17 protein-coding genes and 1 pseudogene are annotated in these 18,029 nt (G+C 38.0%); 4 read left to right on the forward strand and 14 right to left on the reverse strand.

Annotation, left to right across the window (positions count from 1 at the left end):
• Positions 1–98 precede the first annotated feature (98 nt).
• The 6 genes from MY9_RS13165 to MY9_RS13190 all read right to left on the reverse strand — a co-directional run bounded on the left by MY9_RS13165 (position 99) and on the right by MY9_RS13190 (position 6,408).
• Entirely contained in the window at positions 99–563 is a 465-nt protein-coding gene (locus MY9_RS13165; protein ID WP_014664716.1) for a (2Fe-2S)-binding protein, read from the reverse strand.
• Positions 556–1,398: an FAD binding domain-containing protein gene (locus MY9_RS13170; RefSeq protein WP_014664717.1), complete on the reverse strand. Its 843-nt coding sequence runs from the start codon at positions 1,396–1,398 to the stop codon at positions 556–558. The genes MY9_RS13165 and MY9_RS13170 overlap by 8 nt, the downstream gene beginning before the upstream one ends.
• Positions 1,385–3,715: a xanthine dehydrogenase family protein molybdopterin-binding subunit gene (locus MY9_RS13175; protein ID WP_014664718.1), complete on the reverse strand. Its 2,331-nt coding sequence runs from the start codon at positions 3,713–3,715 to the stop codon at positions 1,385–1,387. Before MY9_RS13175 ends, MY9_RS13170 begins: the two co-directional genes overlap by 14 nt.
• A 5-nt stretch (positions 3,716–3,720) precedes the next feature.
• Positions 3,721–4,341 carry an NTP transferase domain-containing protein gene (locus MY9_RS13180; protein WP_014664719.1) on the reverse strand — a complete coding sequence of 207 codons (621 nt, stop codon included), beginning with the start codon at positions 4,339–4,341 and terminating at the stop codon, positions 3,721–3,723.
• Positions 4,338–5,372, reverse strand: coding sequence for an XdhC family protein (locus MY9_RS13185; protein WP_014664720.1), 1,035 nt, complete (start codon positions 5,370–5,372; stop codon positions 4,338–4,340). The genes MY9_RS13180 and MY9_RS13185 overlap by 4 nt, the downstream gene beginning before the upstream one ends.
• A gap of 67 nt (positions 5,373–5,439) precedes the next feature.
• Positions 5,440–6,408: an FUSC family protein gene (locus tag MY9_RS13190; protein ID WP_050982303.1), complete on the reverse strand. Its 969-nt coding sequence runs from the start codon at positions 6,406–6,408 to the stop codon at positions 5,440–5,442.
• Between the two features lie 270 nt (positions 6,409–6,678).
• Here MY9_RS13190 and MY9_RS13195 point away from each other — a divergent pair, with 270 nt between their 5' ends.
• Positions 6,679–7,545: a DUF1259 domain-containing protein gene (locus MY9_RS13195; RefSeq protein ID WP_014664722.1), complete on the forward strand. Its 867-nt coding sequence runs from the start codon at positions 6,679–6,681 to the stop codon at positions 7,543–7,545.
• A 278-nt stretch (positions 7,546–7,823) separates the two neighbouring features.
• Here MY9_RS13195 and MY9_RS13200 read toward each other — a convergent pair whose 3' ends face one another.
• The 8 genes and pseudogenes from MY9_RS13200 to aadK form a co-directional block, all read right to left on the reverse strand.
• Positions 7,824–8,861, reverse strand: coding sequence for a flavin-containing monooxygenase (locus tag MY9_RS13200; RefSeq protein ID WP_014664723.1), 1,038 nt, complete (start codon positions 8,859–8,861; stop codon positions 7,824–7,826).
• A gap of 87 nt (positions 8,862–8,948) precedes the next feature.
• On the reverse strand, positions 8,949–9,884 hold the full coding sequence (locus tag MY9_RS13205) for a cation diffusion facilitator family transporter (RefSeq protein WP_014664724.1): 936 nt from the start codon (positions 9,882–9,884) through the stop codon (positions 8,949–8,951).
• Positions 9,885–10,418: 534 nt separating this feature from the next.
• Positions 10,419–10,832 (reverse strand): annotated as a pseudogene (locus tag MY9_RS13210) (substrate-binding domain-containing protein); the annotation flags it as partial.
• 227 nt (positions 10,833–11,059) lie between these two features.
• Positions 11,060–11,626 carry a cysteine hydrolase family protein gene (locus MY9_RS13220; protein WP_014664728.1) on the reverse strand — a complete coding sequence of 189 codons (567 nt, stop codon included), beginning with the start codon at positions 11,624–11,626 and terminating at the stop codon, positions 11,060–11,062.
• Between the two features lie 228 nt (positions 11,627–11,854).
• Positions 11,855–12,226 (reverse strand): YrdB family protein, encoded by a 372-nt coding sequence (locus MY9_RS13225; RefSeq protein WP_081483681.1) that lies wholly within the window; start codon positions 12,224–12,226, stop codon positions 11,855–11,857.
• A 45-nt stretch (positions 12,227–12,271) separates the two neighbouring features.
• Positions 12,272–12,427, reverse strand: a complete 156-nt coding sequence (locus tag MY9_RS21790; protein WP_014664730.1) for a hypothetical protein — start codon at positions 12,425–12,427, stop codon at positions 12,272–12,274.
• A 411-nt stretch (positions 12,428–12,838) separates the two neighbouring features.
• Complete coding sequence (locus tag MY9_RS13230) at positions 12,839–13,342, reverse strand: DinB family protein (RefSeq protein WP_014664731.1); 504 nt, start codon at positions 13,340–13,342, stop codon at positions 12,839–12,841.
• Positions 13,343–13,622: 280 nt separating this feature from the next.
• Complete coding sequence (aadK, locus tag MY9_RS13235; protein WP_014664734.1) at positions 13,623–14,477, reverse strand: aminoglycoside 6-adenylyltransferase AadK; 855 nt, start codon at positions 14,475–14,477, stop codon at positions 13,623–13,625.
• A gap of 306 nt (positions 14,478–14,783) precedes the next feature.
• Here aadK and gltR point away from each other — a divergent pair, with 306 nt between their 5' ends.
• From gltR to murI, 3 genes are all read left to right on the forward strand, one after another.
• Entirely contained in the window at positions 14,784–15,665 is an 882-nt protein-coding gene (gene gltR / locus MY9_RS13240) for a glutamate biosynthesis transcriptional regulator GltR (RefSeq protein ID WP_014664735.1), read from the forward strand.
• 100 nt (positions 15,666–15,765) lie between these two features.
• Positions 15,766–16,809, forward strand: a complete 1,044-nt coding sequence (locus tag MY9_RS13245) for a nitronate monooxygenase (RefSeq protein WP_014664736.1) — start codon at positions 15,766–15,768, stop codon at positions 16,807–16,809.
• A gap of 332 nt (positions 16,810–17,141) precedes the next feature.
• The gene (gene murI / locus MY9_RS13250) at positions 17,142–17,939 is read left to right on the forward strand and encodes a glutamate racemase (RefSeq protein ID WP_014664737.1); all 798 of its coding nucleotides are present in this window, start codon (positions 17,142–17,144) and stop codon (positions 17,937–17,939) included.
• Positions 17,940–18,029: the final 90 nt, after the last annotated feature.

Here is an 18,029-nt window from a genome sequence, read left to right on the forward strand (position 1 = left end):
TTAAAAAGCCTGGATGAAACATTCAGTTCATCTCAGGCTTTAAGGATCTCATTAGAAGAAAAAATCTTACGTAATATTTGGTAATCAGTTATGCCGGGCTAATGATTCCCTTTCTCTGTATGTAAAACAGATTTAACTGCTTCTTCAATCTCCCTATAACCAGTACATCTGCAAATATTGGACTGCAGCCAATCTTTTATCGTTTCATCGCCAGCGTTCGGCTCAGTATTCACTAAAGCATGACAATTCATTAGAAAACCCGGGGTACAATAGCCACATTGAAACGCAAATTTCTCAATAAAAGCCTTTTGGATTGGCGTATTTATAAGTCCTTCAATTGTAGTAATATCCTTACCTTCACCTTCTACTGCAAGCATCAAACAAGATTTCATCGGTACTCCATCTATTAATATCGTACAGGCGCCACAATCGCCATTTAAGCAGCCTGGCTTTGAACCAGTTAATCCAAGACGAAGACGAAGGGCATATAACAAAGTATCGGCTGGTCTGACAGTAATCCGTCTTTCCTTGCCATTTATTTTTAATGTAATAGGGTTAGACATTTGGGCCTCCTTCTAATTCATGTAAGGCATCCAAGATTGCATGTTGCAAGACAAATATTCGATATTCACTTGAGCCTTCTACATCATCAAGAATGGGTTTGGGCAGATACTGTAAAGACCTGCGCACTCTGTCTTCTAATGAATAGCTTTTATCGTTGAACATTTTCTCCATTTCAATAGAACGAAAAGGAAATGGACATACGCCGCTAAAGGCCATTCTAACCTCTTCATCTTTTTTCAGTGCACAAACTGTCACCAATGGATACCCAACATTCCACTGTTGTCTTCTTTTTATACTTATAAATGGCAATTCTATATACGTTCGATCTATAAGGATATGAAATAAAAAATCCCCTTTTTGTAATTGTATTTCCCTGTTAAATACTTTATTAATAGGATGGTAACGAAGCCCTGCTCTCCCTGCGACTCCTACCAAACTATCGGAAATTAACAACGGCAAGACTGCCTCACGGTAATAGATGTTCCCGCAAATATTTCCACCCAGGCTGATTTTATTTCGAGCCGTCCGGTCCGCGATTTCACTTACTGTTTTACTCAATAACGGAAACGGATTTTCTTCCTCCACTTTCGTTAATGACACACCTGCTCCCATCACTAGATAATTTTCATGAAAACGGATGGTATGAAATTCCGGAAGTGCGTTAATATCTATAGCTGCATCCGTATAGATGAGATTCAACCTTCCTAGTGTTATGATTTCTGTGCCGCCGGAATAATACATTGGTGTTTTCTTTTCGGCCGCAAGAGAGTGAAACAGGCGGGTTGTTTCTTGAATGGTCTTCGGTTTAAAATAGTCGAAATCAAACGGTATCATCTTTCCACCCCTCTTGCGTCCTCCATAAATGTTCAGGAATCAGAGGAAGTTGATTCAATTGGACACCTAAAGCAGTGGAAAGGCAATTTCCCAATGCTGCCGGCATCCCCAACAGGCCATGTTCCCCGCCGCCGCGCGCTCCATAAGGCGCAATCACATGCGGGGTTTCAACAAATTCAATGATATATTCAGGCTGCTCTCCATAGTGAAGGGGGCGGTATGTTCTAAGCTGAGGATTTAATACTCTGCCGTATGGATCAAACACAAAGGTTTCTCTTCCTCCAAATGCGATTCCCATACTCATCGCCCCCATCACTTGACCCCTTGCAGCTTTTTCATTCAGTACAGTTCCTATATCCACAACAGAATAGGCCTTCGTAATTCGATACGTATAATCCCGTTTATCCAACTCAACTTCAATTCCCTGAGCGCCTACAGCCCACTCGGGTCCCGGCTTTCCTTTTCCTGTTTCTTGGTCTAAATTCGTCATCCGGGTTAATGTGTAGTTGCCGCTCGCAATGATTTGGCCGCCAATGGTATTTCCATTTGGAAATGTATATCCGTAAGCAATGTCTTTTATTTCAACATTCACATTAGGATTATCTAAAAAATAAACCTTTCCATCAGCCACCTCTAATTCCTCAACAGGAACTCTTAACACACAAGATGCCACGTCCTTAAGCTTTCGAATGGCTTCCTCCGCTGCATTCAGTACAGCTCTTCCTCCCATTAAAGTCCCTCTGCTGCCTACAGTTTTCCAATGCTCAGGTGTTGTTTGAGTATCGATAAGCATTTTTACATGAATTTTGCTTATGTCCATTTTCATTCGTTCCGCTAAGATTTGGGCTAACACTGTTTTTGTCCCTGTTCCAATTTCCACTACCCCTGACATCAAATTAATGCTTCCGTCAGGATTAAAGGTTAAAATAACCCCGGACGTTGCATTTGTATCAAATGTTGACGTTTTCCAAATACAGCTGATCCCCTTTGCCCGTATCTTCCGATCACCGATTTCAATTCTCTGTCCCTCATCCCAATTCATTAATTCCTTCAATCTTTCAATACATTTTGGTACATTTCCAACCGTGCTTGAATTGAGAAGAACTTGAGTAGGTGTAGTATCACCAGGACGAATGGCATTTTTATAGCGAAGTTCTAATGGATCCATGTTTAGCTTTTCTGCCAATACATCCATTGTTCGCTCAAAGGCAAATAAAACTTCAGCATGACTATAGCCTCTAAATGCACTGGGATATGGATGATTCGTATACATACAATATGAATCACACCATATATGGTCGATCGCGTATGGACCCGTACAATCAACCACTCCAGCTCGACTGACGTCAACTCCTTTATCAGAGTATGCTCCGCCGTCAAATAAAAACTGAATGTCTGCCGCCTTTAAGATGCCATCTTTTGTTGCTCCTAATTTTACGATGGCATCCAATCCGATATGAACAGGAGATGTGATCATATCCTCTTCTCTTGAATTAAATAATTTTACGGGCTGGCCACCAACTGCTTTTGATGCTAAAAATGCAATAACCTCTAACTGAACTGCTGCTTTTCCCCCGTACGCCCCTCCTACTAAAGGGGTTTTGACGATAACCTTTCCAGGTTCAATTCCAAAATACCACTCCATTAATTTTTTAATGGCAAAAGGAGCTTGAGAGGATGTGGTGATGATAATCTCTCCATCCGCTCGAATTTCAGCAATCGAGCATCTTGTTTCCATAGCAGCGTGATCAGAAGGATTAAAGGAAATTTGAAACTCTGCTACCACATCACTTTCCCTAAACCCGTCTTCTATATTTCCTTTTCTGATTTTATCTAGGTTTGCGATATTTGTCTTCGGAACCGGGTATACACCTTCCTTCTTCTCATAGCGGTCCAAATGTTCATGGACGAGAGGAGCATTCTTCTGGAAGGCCGCACGGGGGGAATTTACGACAGGAAGAGGTTCATATAACACTTTGATGGCATCCGCCGCCTTTTGAGCTATGATTGGATTTTCCGCAACAACTACAGCAACTGGCTCACCATGGTATCTAACTTTTTTATAAGCAATCGGCGACCTGTCTTTAATTTCTTCACCTACAAGCGGAAAAGGTTCATCACCCAATATCGCTTTCACTCCAGGAATCTTCCAAGCTTCTGAAAAGTCTATAGAAGCAATATTCGCATGAGCATACGGACTAACCAACATTTTTGCGTGTAATGTCCCTGTTTCTTGAAAATCATTTGTATATTTCGCCTTTCCTGTCACTTTTTCAAGGGCCTCTTTTCGTATAACACTTTTCCCGATATACTCCAACTCATTCACTCCCCGAATTTATTCAGTAGTAAATTGTAATCTTCAACTGTATCTACGTCATAAAAAAGCAAAGGGTCTTGGAAGTTAATCATTTTTCCCATATTTAAAATACGTTCACGGATGACATACCGAGCGCCTTGATCTCCCTTTAACTGATGTAACACTGGAAAACATTGATTTGAAAATAAGATAGGGGGCATAGGCAGATGTTGATTTTCAGCAGCTATAAATGAATAGTGGTGCTCTCTTTGATAGGAATCAATTAACGTATTGATGATATCTGTGGTGACAAATGGCTGATCTGCAAGAAGAATGATAACGGCATCAGCCTCATACTCTACTGCTCTTTTTAAACCACATTGTATGGAGTGGCCCTGGCCCTTACCCGCTTGCTCACATTCCACCTGACTCCATTTATTTGACATAGGATATAAAAAGAAAAAAGCCGAAAGCCAATGCAGTGAATCTCCCTTTCTCGTAATAACGAAAATATGATCTAATTTAGATAACAAGGCATTTTTAAGAGCCATACTTCCTAGGGAGACTCCATTAAGAAATAAACTTCGCTTATCTGTTCCCATACGTCTGCTTGTACCAGCTGCCAAGTATATGGCTGCTGTTTTCATGAGGTAGACCTTTGTTTTCGCATGTTTTTAATCATCTCGCCAACAATACTTATAGCAATTTCCTCGGGGCCTTGTGCCCCAATGGGAAGTCCAATGGGGGAATGAATATCTTCTGGAATCTGAGCCCCGCCTAATAGTCGTTCCGTTCGCCTCCTAGGGCCTAATACACCTTTATAAAACACATCCATATTTTTAAATTTATGTAAAATGATCTGATCTTTTTGAAAGCTGTGTGTCATTATGACGATAAAATCCCTTTCTGTAATGCTCAGACCCTCCATTACTTCTTCCAGTACTCCTACAATCAAATCGTCGGCTTTAGGAAAATGGCCGTTATGACATAAAGAAGGACGCCAATCAATCACTGTGACATGAAAGCCTATACCAGCTGCCAAAGAAACTAATGGCTTCGCATCTTCCCCTGCTCCAAAGACATATAAACAAGGTTTTGGAACCATCTGATGGATAAAAAATAAATCAGACGTATATTCATCTCTTTTGATTCCCTTTTCTGTATCATAAAGGGGATTCTGATTTCTCAGTTTTTGAATACAGCCTAGCTCCTTAACATCCCCGGTTCCAAACACGCTGCCATCTTCAACGATATACATATCTTCCCTTGGCTCTAACCTTTTAGTGAATCGTTTCATTCGAGTAACAGACTTTTTTATATCTAAGCATTTCTTTACTGTCCTAAGATTTCTTTCTAATTCCCCTTTTACAGGCTCGAGTAAAACCGTCAAAACACCATTACAGCCAACTCCCTGTCCCCACGATAAATCGTCCTCTTCACTCATATCAAAATGAACAATCAAGGGCTCTCCTGTAGTCCAAACTTGCTCTGCCCTTTCAACAAGATCCTCTTCTAAACAACCGGCAGATAACATGCCAACTCTTGTTTTGTCCCCTAAAATTAACATGGAGGCCCCTTCTTTTTTATAAGCGGACCCCTCTACTTTAATTATGGTAGCCAATACCATAGCATTCTTAGAATTGGCGACTGCATCCAAAATCCGGTGTATATCATCCATTTTATTCCCCCGCTTTTACCTCATTACATCTACATCTGTATATCCATATTCTTTTTTTAAAAAAATATTATAGGTTTTTCAGCAATTTCGTCGTTTCTAAAAAAAAAGAGTCTTTATAGACCTTATGATTAGGCGGTGGATACAACATCAGTTTTGAACGAAGAGATTCCAATAGCATGTTCTGTTCGTTCTGTTTCCAATCGTTTATTTGCCCCTGTTGTATTCCTTTAAATTCCTCAAAAAATTCACTTAACATTTTTAAATCATTGCTCAACTCCATTTTGTCACTTGAAGATAAAGTCCCTTCTTTTTCCCATTCTTTTAACGATTTCGCGATATTTGATACATACTCATATCCTGCATTCATCTTTTGCATCTGCATTTGATATCTTGAGAGAATGATTTTATGCTTTTTTCTGATAGGGTTGAATTTTACGCTCTGAGAAGCCGTTTGTAACATTTCTTTTGTCGCATGCAGCTCCTGTAGGAGATGGTTCATTTTATACTCCATTAAGTTCCCTTTTCCTTGTCCCCACTCTAATTGAACCCATTTGGACAGTTCTAAAAGTATGTCAGAAAGCTGATGAGCTAATGTTTGAAAAGATCCGGCTGCCTTTTTTGTAAAGTCTGGCGGAAAAAGTAACACATGAATCAAAATAGCGATAATGACTCCAATAATCGTATCGATGATCCGATCTATCACATAATCTTTAGATGTTCTTTCAAACGTAAATACTAATAAAATAGTGAGGGCAACCTGATGTAAAACCGTTTCATCTAATCTTAACCACTTTGCAATGTAGGTCCCGCCTAGCATTAAAAGACCCAATATCCAACCATTCATATGTAAATGACTAACAAGATAGGCTGTTAACATGACCCCGATTGCCGTTCCCACAATCCTGTGAAAAGAAAATCGAATCGACTTATCGATGGTCGTTTGCAAACATAATATAACAGATAGAGGTGCTAAATACGGGTGTTTAGAGCCCACTAGTTTTGCCGCTTCCCAAGAAACAGCAGATGCAATAGCCATTTTCCAGACTAAGGATGTTTTGTTTTCAATTTTTTTCTTCCCCACATACTCTTCCTCCTTTCAGCGAACCTTTTCCAATAGGTTTCTTTACTCAAAGGATTTTATACTGTCATATTAAAAAAGCTATTTTTGAATTTAGAGGAATATTGATCATTTTGAAACTTAATTAACAATTGAATTACTCCTATATGGACTCATGCCGTGTTACATTTTTTCCATCTCCACATATCTTTAAAGTAAGGTGTAAATATATTCAGGAGGAGATATTCAGTGGAAGAAATGGGCATGGAGCCATCCCAACTTTGCAGGGAATTTGCAAGGATTCTCAATTCAACACCTAGTGTCGTAAATGGTGTATGTACGGCTACAAGATTTCGAAACAACATTCATCCAGTGGTACTTGGAAGAAGAGCAGAAGCATTTCCTTTTATTCCTCAAGCTTTTTCATTTGAAAGCATGGATCGGAATGGCAGAGCTTTATGTCTAGGTGAGACTGTTTTACTTCAAGAAGAAGTAAATCCGTTTATGAGTGAGTTACGCGAATTTGGTATTATTGTAACTGCCGTTCATAACCATTGGCTGTTTGATAAGCCACGTCTGATGTTTATGCATTTTGAATCAATAGACGAACCTCTCACATTTGCAAGAAAAGTCAGGGAGGCTATGAAAGTTCTTATCAAGAGAACAGTCCGTGCGGAAGCAAAAGTTGATGGTGAAATGATTCAACAGCATGGTCTTTGTGACGAATTCAACGATATTTTAGGTGGAACCATGCATACTTTTGAAAATGGAATTTGCACAGTGATGAGATCACGAACGAATATAAAACCAAAAGTACTGGGAAGACCGGGAAGATCATTTTTACTCATTCCTCAGTTGTTTTCATTTGAATCAATGACAAAAGATGGCCGCGCTCTTTGCAGTGGTGAAACCGTGATTCTTCAAAAAGAAATCAATCCATTTATTAGTGTGCTTCGGGAACATGATCTGATTGTCACGTCACTTCATAATCACTGGTTGTTTGATAAACCAAGACTGATGTATATTCATTTCGAATCAATCGATAAACCTATCAACTTCGCATTAAAAGTAAGAGATGCTTTAAAAGTTCTTACTGATAAAGAAGTTAGAGGTTAACATGATTTTTGCAAAAAAAGCGATTTGAAAAATCGCTTTTTACATATACTAAAGAGTCTCTTAATAAAGAGGAAGTGTATTACAACAGGCATTATCAGTCATTCTTCAGTTCATCCTACGATTTGGGAAGCAACCTTACGTGCTGCACATGTAGCACGAGAAGATTGCAAGTCAAGAGATACAACAGCGATACCTTTGCGGCTTTACACCGTAACATAACGACACTTACTCACACAAAAAATAGAGCAGTAAACTTGTGAGTTACTGCTCTACTCAATTTATTCACCGTTCATTTGTTTTACAATGTATTCAGCATCATTTCCAACACCTTGAAGCAATGCTGAACCTCGCCTATGCTGCCAAGGCAAACCAATAAAGTACAATCCCTCTATAGGTGAAACACCTCTATGATGTATGATTCGATTTTCTTTATTCAAAACACCTTTTATTTTTATCCAACTAAGGGGATTCCTAAAACCTGTAGCCCAAATAATATTATTTACTTCTAATGAAGATGCATCATTAAAAACGATTTCATTTTCCTTTCCCCCTATGACTCTTGTTTTTAAGATGACCTCCCTCTGTTTTATGGCATGTTTTAATTCGAACCCAAATATTGGATCTCCTTTCTTTTGAATGAATTTTCCTAATATTGATGTATGACTTGCATGTAAAACTCCTAATTTATCAAACCACCAAAAGATGCTTCTTTTTCCAATCAATAAAGGGAAATAAACTGGTTTATTGCTGCAAGCTAAATATGTAACTCTTTCTTTGGATAATTCAACAGCTATCTGAGCACCACTATTCCCCCCACCAACTACTAGTACATTTCCATCTACCAATTGTTTTGAATTCTTATATTGTGACGAGTGTAATTGATGAATATTACTGGCTAAATCCTTTGATATTGATGGAATATGAGGGGTATGAAAAGGACCTGTAGCAATGACAAGATTCTTCGCTTGATATTCTTCCTTATTGGTTTTTATTAAGAAATGATTCTTTGATTTTAGGACACTTATTACTTCTGTCCGTAATTGGATTGGGATTTCAAATTTTTCAACATATTTCTTTAGATAAGCAACAATTTCATTTTTTGAAGGAAATCCATGCTTTTCTCCTTCAAGATGCATTCCAGGCAATGAGCTATACATTCGAGAAGTAAATAAAACCAATGAGTCATATCGATCTTTCCAGCTCTCCCCAACCTCATGGCTTTTATCCAAGATGAGAAACTTTTGGCCGGTCTGCTTAAGATAATACCCTATTGAGATTCCTGCTTGACCAGCCCCGATTACGATAGTGTCGTACATATTAAGCCCTCCATCAATTTTATATTGTCAGTAGACAAAATCTGCAAAATGCTATTGATCTCCTCACTATATAATGAGAGAAAAAATTTAATGGTGATGGTGGTCAAGAGGCTTCTCAATTTTGGCCTGACAAAGGATCGTATTATCGTGATGATTCGCTTCGGTTTCCATTTGTATGGTTACATGCGTAATGCCTTTATGCTCAAGCTTATGTTCAATTTTGCGTAAAATATTTTCACTTTCTGAAATGGTCAGTTGATCGGCAACAACAGCGTGGCAGGAAAGAGCATTTAATCCACTTGTGATAGACCATATGTGTAAATCATGAATGTCTTGAATTCCCTCTGTCTCTTTAATTGTATGAATAATGTCAGTGACATCGATATTTTCTGGTGTTCCTTCCATTAATACGTGAATAGCATCTTTAGTCACATTGTAACCGCTTCTTAAAACAAGAATAGCCACAATGACGCTCGCCAATGGGTCTGCCCAGCCCCACCCAAAGAAGATGATAAGTACGGCAGCTAAAATGGCGCCTACAGAGCCGAGCATATCGCTTAGCACATGTAAATAAGCTCCTCTTATGTTCAGGTTACCCTCTGTGTCTCCGCCTCTCAGCATAATCCATGCAACCAATACATTCACAATTAACCCGATAATACTAATCGTAAGCATGCCAGTTGTAGCAACTTCCGGTGGATGAGAGAAACGTTCGATTGCTTCATAAATGATGTAAAGGGAAATAAGAATTAATGCAACCCCGTTTATCACCGCGGCGAGAATCTCAAATCGTTTATATCCGAATGTCTTATTGTGACTTGCCTTCTTTTCAGCTAATCTAAAAGCAATCAGGGCAACCATTAATGAGATTGAATCACTCAGCATATGGCCTGCATCTGATAAAAGCGCCAGACTATTTGTTAGAAATCCGCCTATAGCTTCTATCATCATATAACCTGTAATGATGATAAAAGAGAACAATAAAACTTTTTTATTGGCTCCTTCGGTATGATTATGACCCATAAAAATCTCCTCCTTAACGAAAGTTTGTTGATACATATGTAGTTATGATGTTACATCTGTTATTGAGCATTCTAACGTGATGCAAAATAATTATATGAATGTATGCTCATATATGAATATAAGTTTTTTACATTGAAATGTCAAAATATTTTTTATGAAAATTCCAGATTAGTCTTTAATCTTCCCCATATCGCTTCACAAGAATCATCGTTAGCATATAAAAAGAGGAGCAAACTCAAGGTTTACTCCTCTAACTTGGTGATGCTATGTTTGTCTCGGGTACCTTACACGCACACAGCATTGGGAGCATGTATGGATGCTTTTAAGAGATTCAATACATAAATAAAAACATACCAAAATCAATTTGGTATGTTTTCTTCTTGATATAGATCCTCTGCAAATGATCCTTCTCAATTTCTCTTACTTCTAATTTTATGTGTATCAAATATAGAACAAGCAAATCAATTAGAAGCGTTAAAAGGCCATCTATAAAAAGAGATCATCTAACTCCGTGGAACTCTTCTGCCATGTTCATTACGTCGTCTTGCCTTCGAAAAGCTGTACGGGCAAATACGTTTCAAGTGGTAAATCATCAAATTCGCCTTCAATTTGTTTTTCTAAAATCTCAATGGCTGTTTTGGAAATTAATTCAATCGGCTGTTGGATTGTAGTCAATTCCGGCAGAATAGCCTGAATGGTTTCTGTACCGTCATAACCAATCACTTTTAATTGACCTGGAACGTCTTTTCCACGTTTTTTGGCTTCTGTAATGACTCCGGCAGCCATGATATCATCACTGGCAAAAATTCCGTCAACTGCAGGCTGTTCATCGAATAGTTTTGAAATGATGTTCTGGTAGTCTTCATGAAATGACACTTCATATGTAATAGGCTGTCTTCCATGTTCACGCATCACATCTTCATATGCTTTTCTCCTGAGATTTGCAGGCGCTACAGAAGGGGTTTAATTGTCCCAGCCATCCCATATATCTTAATGAATGAGCCAATCAAGGCGAAGGGCTGGCTATTTGTGCCTGTGTACTGTGGAAATGCGGTTTGGACAGAAATTGTGCTGCCTGAGGTTAATAGTTCCGTTGAGCAAATAAAGCGGGAATTCGAATCAGAGCGCCCTTCCTATTGGAAAGGCGCCTGCCGCTTTATTATTAAATGTTTTCATCAGTGAGTTTTTATAACATCATTTATTAATTGATCAGTTGTTACTATTGTGGCAAATTCATCATGCAATGTAGCTAGAGATATATTATGAATAGTCGCCGCATCATAATATGTACCATTTTGGTCTCTCATTCCGAAGGCTGCTGTTGCATCTGAAATCAGGTATGTATCAAACCCCAAATTACCACTCATTCTTGTGGTTGTTGATACACAGTGAGGCGTGGTTAAACCAGTTATTACCACAGTTGTTATTCCATTTAATTTTAAGTATTCTTCTAAATTCGTACCAATAAAGCTGCTATTTACTTTCTTGGTTATAATGACTTCTTCATCCATAGGCTTAACTATTTCCTTTATAACAAACCCTTCATTCTTTGGATGGAATAAAGAATGAGGTTTATCAGAAGTGTGTTGTATGTATATGACTGTCCATCCTTTTTTTCTCCATAATTTTAGTATTTTACTAATGTTTTCTTCCGCCTCTACGTTATTTCGTTCCCCCCATTTTTTATCATCGAAGGCTTTTTGTACATCCACAATGATTAAAGCTTTTTTCTTTTCTTCCACAAGATACCCTCCTACGCAGAATTTCTATTTATTACTACATTTTAAATACAAATTTTACTTTTGTACAATTGTTTAATGGTGAATTTCATGAGCGCCTTCCTTATTGGAAAATGCGTTCTAAACTGCAACTGTGTCCAAGCTATTAACCGCCAATAATCTATTCTGCGAACCACTGAATCGACAGAGAATAATAAAAAGCACTCTCATAAGGAGTGCTGAAATGAAAGACTATTGATTTAGAAGCCATTTGATACGCTCAGCTGAAATGATGTAGTGCAGTATGATAAGACATAAAAAGATAATGCCAACTGGTTTGAAGTGACTAAAATAAAGCGCTGCAACAGCCATTGCAAAGATCAATAATTCAATAACTAACCTTGTTATCCCGTTTACAGGTATTACAGTTTGTCCACTTCGACTAGGATCATGAGGTACTGCAAATACAGACCAGACAATCATAACTGCAATAGGTAAAACCAAAGTTAAAACATATTTAAAATAACCATCAAAGCTTATCCAAGCAAACACTCCTATGGAGATTAGTGCAGCGATTTCAAGGATGAATCTTAAAAGTAAATTAGCCTGATTCAGTTTTTCCAACTCCTCTATTAAAAACACCCCCGTAGGAGATGCTCTTTCTCTCCTTTATTTCAGCGTATAAAAACTTTTCTGTTCTTCCTCTTTAGATTCAATTGTGGTTTTCGGCGAGGTTACCTCCATTTTTGAAGAGATGATACCGACTGCTGCAGTTACCAATGCTCCGATTAATAGAACGATGATAAGTATAATGAAATATGACAACTTTCCCCCTCCTATCCAGTTAATTATCCAAATAATCAGGAGGTTGTCTACGATTTGCAGAATTTGTCGAACGAAGTAATGACTATGTTGACCTCGCTTCTCGCTGGGAGGCTTTACTCTTTGTATGAATTTAGGTGGTGATGCGGTAATAACCTGCCTTCCAACATCATATCGGGCAGTTAAAAAAAGACATGGATTTTGTTAGAGGAATCTATAGAGATATGTATATCTAGAAGATTTGACAGCATGAAAAATCATACCTAAATCATTGGTATGAAAGGTCATTGTTATTTGAAGTGTTTGGAAAATATTGTTGATAAACTCACAAAAAAAGAACATGTTTTGATAAGAGAATGATCAAAACATCTTCTTATATGTTGTCATAGCGTAACTTTTTTATAAAAAGTTTGATTACATTTTCGGGGCTTCCAAACCAAATTTTGTCCATTCTTCTTTTGCTGGACCATAAATACCTGGAACAGTTAAACCTGCTTGTCTCATGAGAACAGTCATTTGTCCTCGATGGTGATTTTGATGTTGAATCAAAAACATCAAAAGTGAACCGTTGGGCATTTGTTGTCCAATAAAGTTGATATTTTCTTGAAGTGTATGGTCAGTCCATTGGGTTTTTAATGCCTGTACAAATGCATTACTGGCTTGATGATAGCTGTCAGCAATAAACTGAGCAGAAGTTGGAACAGGATAATCTTCAGCTGGGGCTTGGAACGTTAAGTCTGTGTTTGAGGTAATGATGCGAATGGCAGCAACGGTATGCCAAGCAATACGGCCTAGAGTCCAATTTTGTGAAGTTATTTCTTGTTTAAGTGATTCATCAGTCAGACTATTTAATAGTTTCTGTGTAGCATCTGCTTCGAACTCCCAAGATTTCAAAAAATGCTCTAAGGTTTGAAACACAAAAATCCTCCTTTTTATTCTTTTGTTTTTTCTATATCTATAGGTTTATTATAATGCACCATTTCGTTAAAAAGAACAAAAATTTTACAAGCGTGCTGCCTAGTAAATGAATCACTGAAAATCTCCATGCTTACACTAACATGCTGATAAGCTCGTGAAGCCATTTAAGAATAGAAGAGTATAGGATGAGTGAAATAAAAACAGGAACTGATGATAATCATACTGCAATTCTACATATCAGCCAGAATCAAATATCATATGAAGACGATCTCTATTCTTATCACTTTACTGAGCAATAAATACCTTTCGTATACTTAGTGATACCTTCATCGTAATCAGGATACTTATATGCAAGACTTTCTGATACAGCTTTTGAATACTTTCTAAATAATGCATAGCAAGTAAATAAAGACTTCCACATTTCTTGATACCCACTCATAGAATAGGTAGACATGAGTTCTTCCCATTCTTTATTTGAAAGGTAACGTTTCATAAACTTATAGTTCTTCCCCATACTAAATGAATACCCTTGCTGGGATGCGATATGCCAAGCCATCATTCTCAATAGATTAGGACGGACGATTTCATTTAAATGATCAATGGCAAAAAGGATTTCATTTCTTGCTAATCCTTTGACTACGTAAGTCGAAACCATCCAGAACTCATTACAGCAATCATCAAATTCCCTTGCAGTCGGTTTTTTCGTCCAATATTGGCGGTCATTTGGGGTCACTTCATAGCTGATGAACGTATCCTTATCGAGCAAGACCTTAACCAAACCATCGTTATTAGCAAAATAATCTTCTGCTTCACGAATTGGAATAAGGGTTAGATCTACTTTGTTGCCATCCTCAAAAAGAATAATGTATGAAAACCAATTACCTAATTCGGGAGGGAAAAGCTCCATATCTTCGGGTTTTTGCATCATAATACGCTTCCCAAAGATTTCAAGCCACTGATCATTTTCTTTAAAAGATTCTATATCAGTTACAAAATAAGAAATGTCATAATCTTGGAAGTTGTCGGGGCGAATATGTTTGTTTGTACGTGACCCTTCTAAAGTGACCAATCGGATTCTCTCATCGTTCAAAGCAAAGTCTAAAAACATATCCATCATTTCCTGTTCACTTCGCATTGCATGTATTCCTCCGTTTCAGACTTTTCTTTATACAGCCTAACATCTAACTCTAAAACCGAATATTGATTTTATTATGAAATAAAGAATTTTCATTATCAATGGTTGTCAGTTCCATCTTCCAATTTTATGTAAGGTGTCATCCATATATTTTTGTGCACGTCATTTACAACCTTATGTATATGACCCACTCACGAAATGATTTAGTCTTCTAAGCTTTAGTTTACATGAAGTTCTCCTATCATATATAATTCGAAATTAAGATGAAAGACATCTTAAAAACAGATATCAGCTATGGAGGATTATATGAATATTCAGTTGTTACAGGTTTTTCTCACTACTGCTCGTGAAGGCAGTATTTCCAAGGCTGCCCAGACTTTAAATTATGCACAATCGAACGTAACGAATAAAATACAACAGCTAGAAAACGATTTACAGACAACATTATTCTATCGCCATAGTCGAGGAATCACACTTACTCCCTCTGGGCAAATTCTTGTTTCTTACTCAGAAAAAATTCTACATACAATTGAAGAAGCTAGAGCAGCCATGGGCGAATCATCTGCGCCTTCTGGACCTCTGCGTATTGGCTCAATGGAAACAACGGCTGCCGTTTGGCTTCCGCAACTCCTTGCACATTATCATAACCTCTATCCAAATGTTGATTTTAACCTGGTAACCGGTCCAACGGAACAGCAAATACAAGCAGTTTTGCATTACGAGTTAGATGGCGCTTTTATTTCCGGGCCTATTGAACACCCTGATTTAGTTCAAGAAAAGATATTGGATGAAGAGCTGGTTCTTGTTACAAGTGCTTCACACCCTGAGATTTCTTCCATTCAGGATGTTCAAACACAAACAATGCTGGTATTGCGTGAAGGTTGTTCTTACAGAGCAAAGCTCAATCATATCCTGCAAGAAGAAGGTTTATTACCCCTAAAATTAATGGAATTTGGCATTCTTGAAGCGATCATTGGCTGTGTGAGCGCCGGCTTGGGTATTTCGCTGCTGCCTCGTTCAATCATTGCTTCGCACGAAAAACAAGGCCGCATCCGCAGCCACACGATCTCTGACAAATATTCCTTAGTATCAACCATGTTTATCAGGCGAAAAGACACTTTCATTACCCCTGCTTTAACTGCTTTTTTAACGAATATGAGGGACCATTTTCAGAAAAACATTGGTTGACAAAAAGAAGGAAAACGATATATTTAAGCGAATACGAGTTTTTGAGAAAAATGAGAAATGACACTTTTTCAAAAGTCATGTCTTAACGGGGGGATTCGGTATGAATGAATTTATGAAGAAGTTTTCCTTAACAAAACCGATTATTCAAGCTCCAATGGCTGGCGGCATTACAAAGCCTCGACTGGCCTCTGCTGTTTCAAATCAAGGGGCTCTTGGTAGTTTAGCATCGGGGTACCTTAAGCCAGAACTGCTAGAACAACAAATAAAAGAAATGTTTGAGCTGACAGACGCTCCTTTTCAAATTAATGTGTTTGTTCCGCTGGGTCTAGAAATGCCGCCAGAAGACCAGGTTAAAAAGTGGAAAGCAAACATACCGTTAGCGAATCAAGTAAATCAATTCACACCTGTGCAAGAAGAGTGGGATGATTTCTATCAAAAAATTGATATGATTTTAAGATACAAGGTAAAGGCTTGCTCATTCACTTTTGATCTGCCTCCGGAAGACGCAGTCAAGGAGCTAAAAACTGCTGGATGCTGTTTAATTGGAACCGCTTCAACAGTGGAAGAAGCATTGTTAATGGAGGAACGGGGAATGGATATCGTCGTCCTTCAAGGAAGCGAAGCCGGTGGACATCGCGGAGCATTTTTACCTTCCAAAGGTGAATCTGCCATAGGTTTAATGGCTCTGATTCCACAAGCGGCAGATGCATTGAGTGTACCTGTCATAGCTGCTGGGGGAATTATAGACCACAGAGGAGTAAAAGCAGCTTTAACCCTTGGAGCCCAAGGCGTTCAAATTGGGTCTGCCTTTTTAATTTGTCACGAGAGCAGCGCACATCCAGTGCATAAACAGAAAATACGAGAGGCAAACGAAGCAGATACAAAGCTTACGAAACTATTTTCAGGTAAAGAGGCCAGAGGAATCGTAAATAAATGGATGGAAGAAAAAGAACAGTATGAGACACAAACCCTTCCGTATCCTTATCAAAATACACTAACAAAGGCAATGAGACAGCAGGCTTCACTTCAAAACAACCATGATCAGATGTCTTTATGGGCAGGTCAAGGGATACGATCATTAACTGAGGAAATGTCGGTTAAGCAGCTTTTACATAAGCTTTGCCCAGAGGATATAAAAATATAGGTGCAGCTCATTCTTTGGATAGAGCCAACAAGCAAACTCCGACAAGGCAGTTTGCTTTTTTTTGTGATTTCGCACCCTGAACCGTAAAATCATCCAGAATCTAGCCCAGAATCCGAAAACTTGACTGGTTGGTGCGATCTTGATGTTTTCGCCACATTTACATCACCAAGTTTTCACTATTGGTCTTCTCTCTCTTCTCAAGAGTTGCTGCCTATTCAAAAAATCGATAGCTCCCATATTTAACTCGAATATTAAAATCAGCCTTTTTCATTTGATTCAAATGATATGAAGTCATATGATAAAAAAAGATTAGATAGAAAGCGTGAAAAGTTATGAAAATAGGTTTCTTTGATTCTGGAATAGGTGGAATGACTGTATTGTATGAGGCCATAAAAGTTCTTCCTTATGAAGATTACATTTTTTATGCAGACACTTTACATGTTCCATACGGTGAAAAATCAAAGATAGAAGTGAAAGAATATATTTTTAATGCAGTTGAATTTCTAGCCAGTCAAAATATCAAAGTTCTTGTTATTGCATGTAATACAGCTACTAGCATAGCTATAGAAGATCTTCGGAGAAACTTCGACTTTCCGATAATCGGAATAGAGCCTGCTGTAAAACCTGCTATAAAAAACTGTGAGGAGGAAAGGAAAAGAGTTCTCGTAGTTGCTACTCATTTGACGCTTAAAGAAGAGAAATTTCATCATCTAGTAAAAGAAGTTGATCATCATGACCTCGTTGATTGCCTAGCTCTTCCAGGACTGGTTGAATTTGCTGAGAACTTTGATTTTAATGAAGACAAGATCATTAAATATCTAAAGAATGAACTATCTTCTTTTGATTTGAAACAATACGGAACCATTGTGTTAGGATGCACTCATTTTCCGTTTTTCAAAAACAGTTTTGAAAAACTGTTTGGAAAAAAAGTTGATATTATTTCAGGCAGCGTCGGTACTGCAAAACAGTTGAAGAAAATACTTGCAGAGCGTAACCAGCTTGGTAAAGGATCGGGCTCAATCACCTTTTTCAATTCAGGCCATAAATTCGATGACCACGAAATCGTATTAAAGTACAAAACATTGTTTGAAATATTAGATGAAAATCAAAGGAGTCATGTTGGACATTGAATGTAAGGGCTCCTGGTTATAAACAATGCAAATTATGGGTTTTCAGTAAATGTACAAAATGATAGAGGCAGTCTTCTGAAGGGAAATATG

This window comes from Bacillus sp. JS, from assembly GCF_000259365.1.
GTDB classification, from domain to species: Bacteria; Bacillota; Bacilli; order Bacillales; family Bacillaceae; genus Bacillus; species Bacillus stercoris.

Bases quoted from the DNA above. Each gene is read 5' to 3' on its own strand.
- aadK (WP_014664734.1), bottom strand. From the start codon at position 14,477: ATGCGAAGTGAACAGGAAATGATGGATATGTTTTTAGACTTTGCTTTG.
- MY9_RS13185 (WP_014664720.1), bottom strand. From the start codon at position 5,372: ATGGATGATATACACCGGATTTTGGATGCAGTCGCCAATTCTAAGAAT.
- murI (WP_014664737.1), top strand. From the start codon at position 17,142: ATGAAAATAGGTTTCTTTGATTCTGGAATAGGTGGAATGACTGTATTG.
- MY9_RS13180 (WP_014664719.1), bottom strand. From the start codon at position 4,341: ATGAAAACAGCAGCCATATACTTGGCAGCTGGTACAAGCAGACGTATG.
- MY9_RS13170 (WP_014664717.1), bottom strand. From the start codon at position 1,398: ATGATACCGTTTGATTTCGACTATTTTAAACCGAAGACCATTCAAGAA.
- MY9_RS13205 (WP_014664724.1), bottom strand. From the start codon at position 9,884: ATGGGTCATAATCATACCGAAGGAGCCAATAAAAAAGTTTTATTGTTC.
- MY9_RS13190 (WP_050982303.1), bottom strand. From the start codon at position 6,408: ATGGCTATTGCATCTGCTGTTTCTTGGGAAGCGGCAAAACTAGTGGGC.
- MY9_RS13165 (WP_014664716.1), bottom strand. From the start codon at position 563: ATGTCTAACCCTATTACATTAAAAATAAATGGCAAGGAAAGACGGATT.
- MY9_RS13200 (WP_014664723.1), bottom strand. From the start codon at position 8,861: ATGTACGACACTATCGTAATCGGGGCTGGTCAAGCAGGAATCTCAATA.
- MY9_RS13245 (WP_014664736.1), top strand. From the start codon at position 15,766: ATGAATGAATTTATGAAGAAGTTTTCCTTAACAAAACCGATTATTCAA.
- gltR (WP_014664735.1), top strand. From the start codon at position 14,784: ATGAATATTCAGTTGTTACAGGTTTTTCTCACTACTGCTCGTGAAGGC.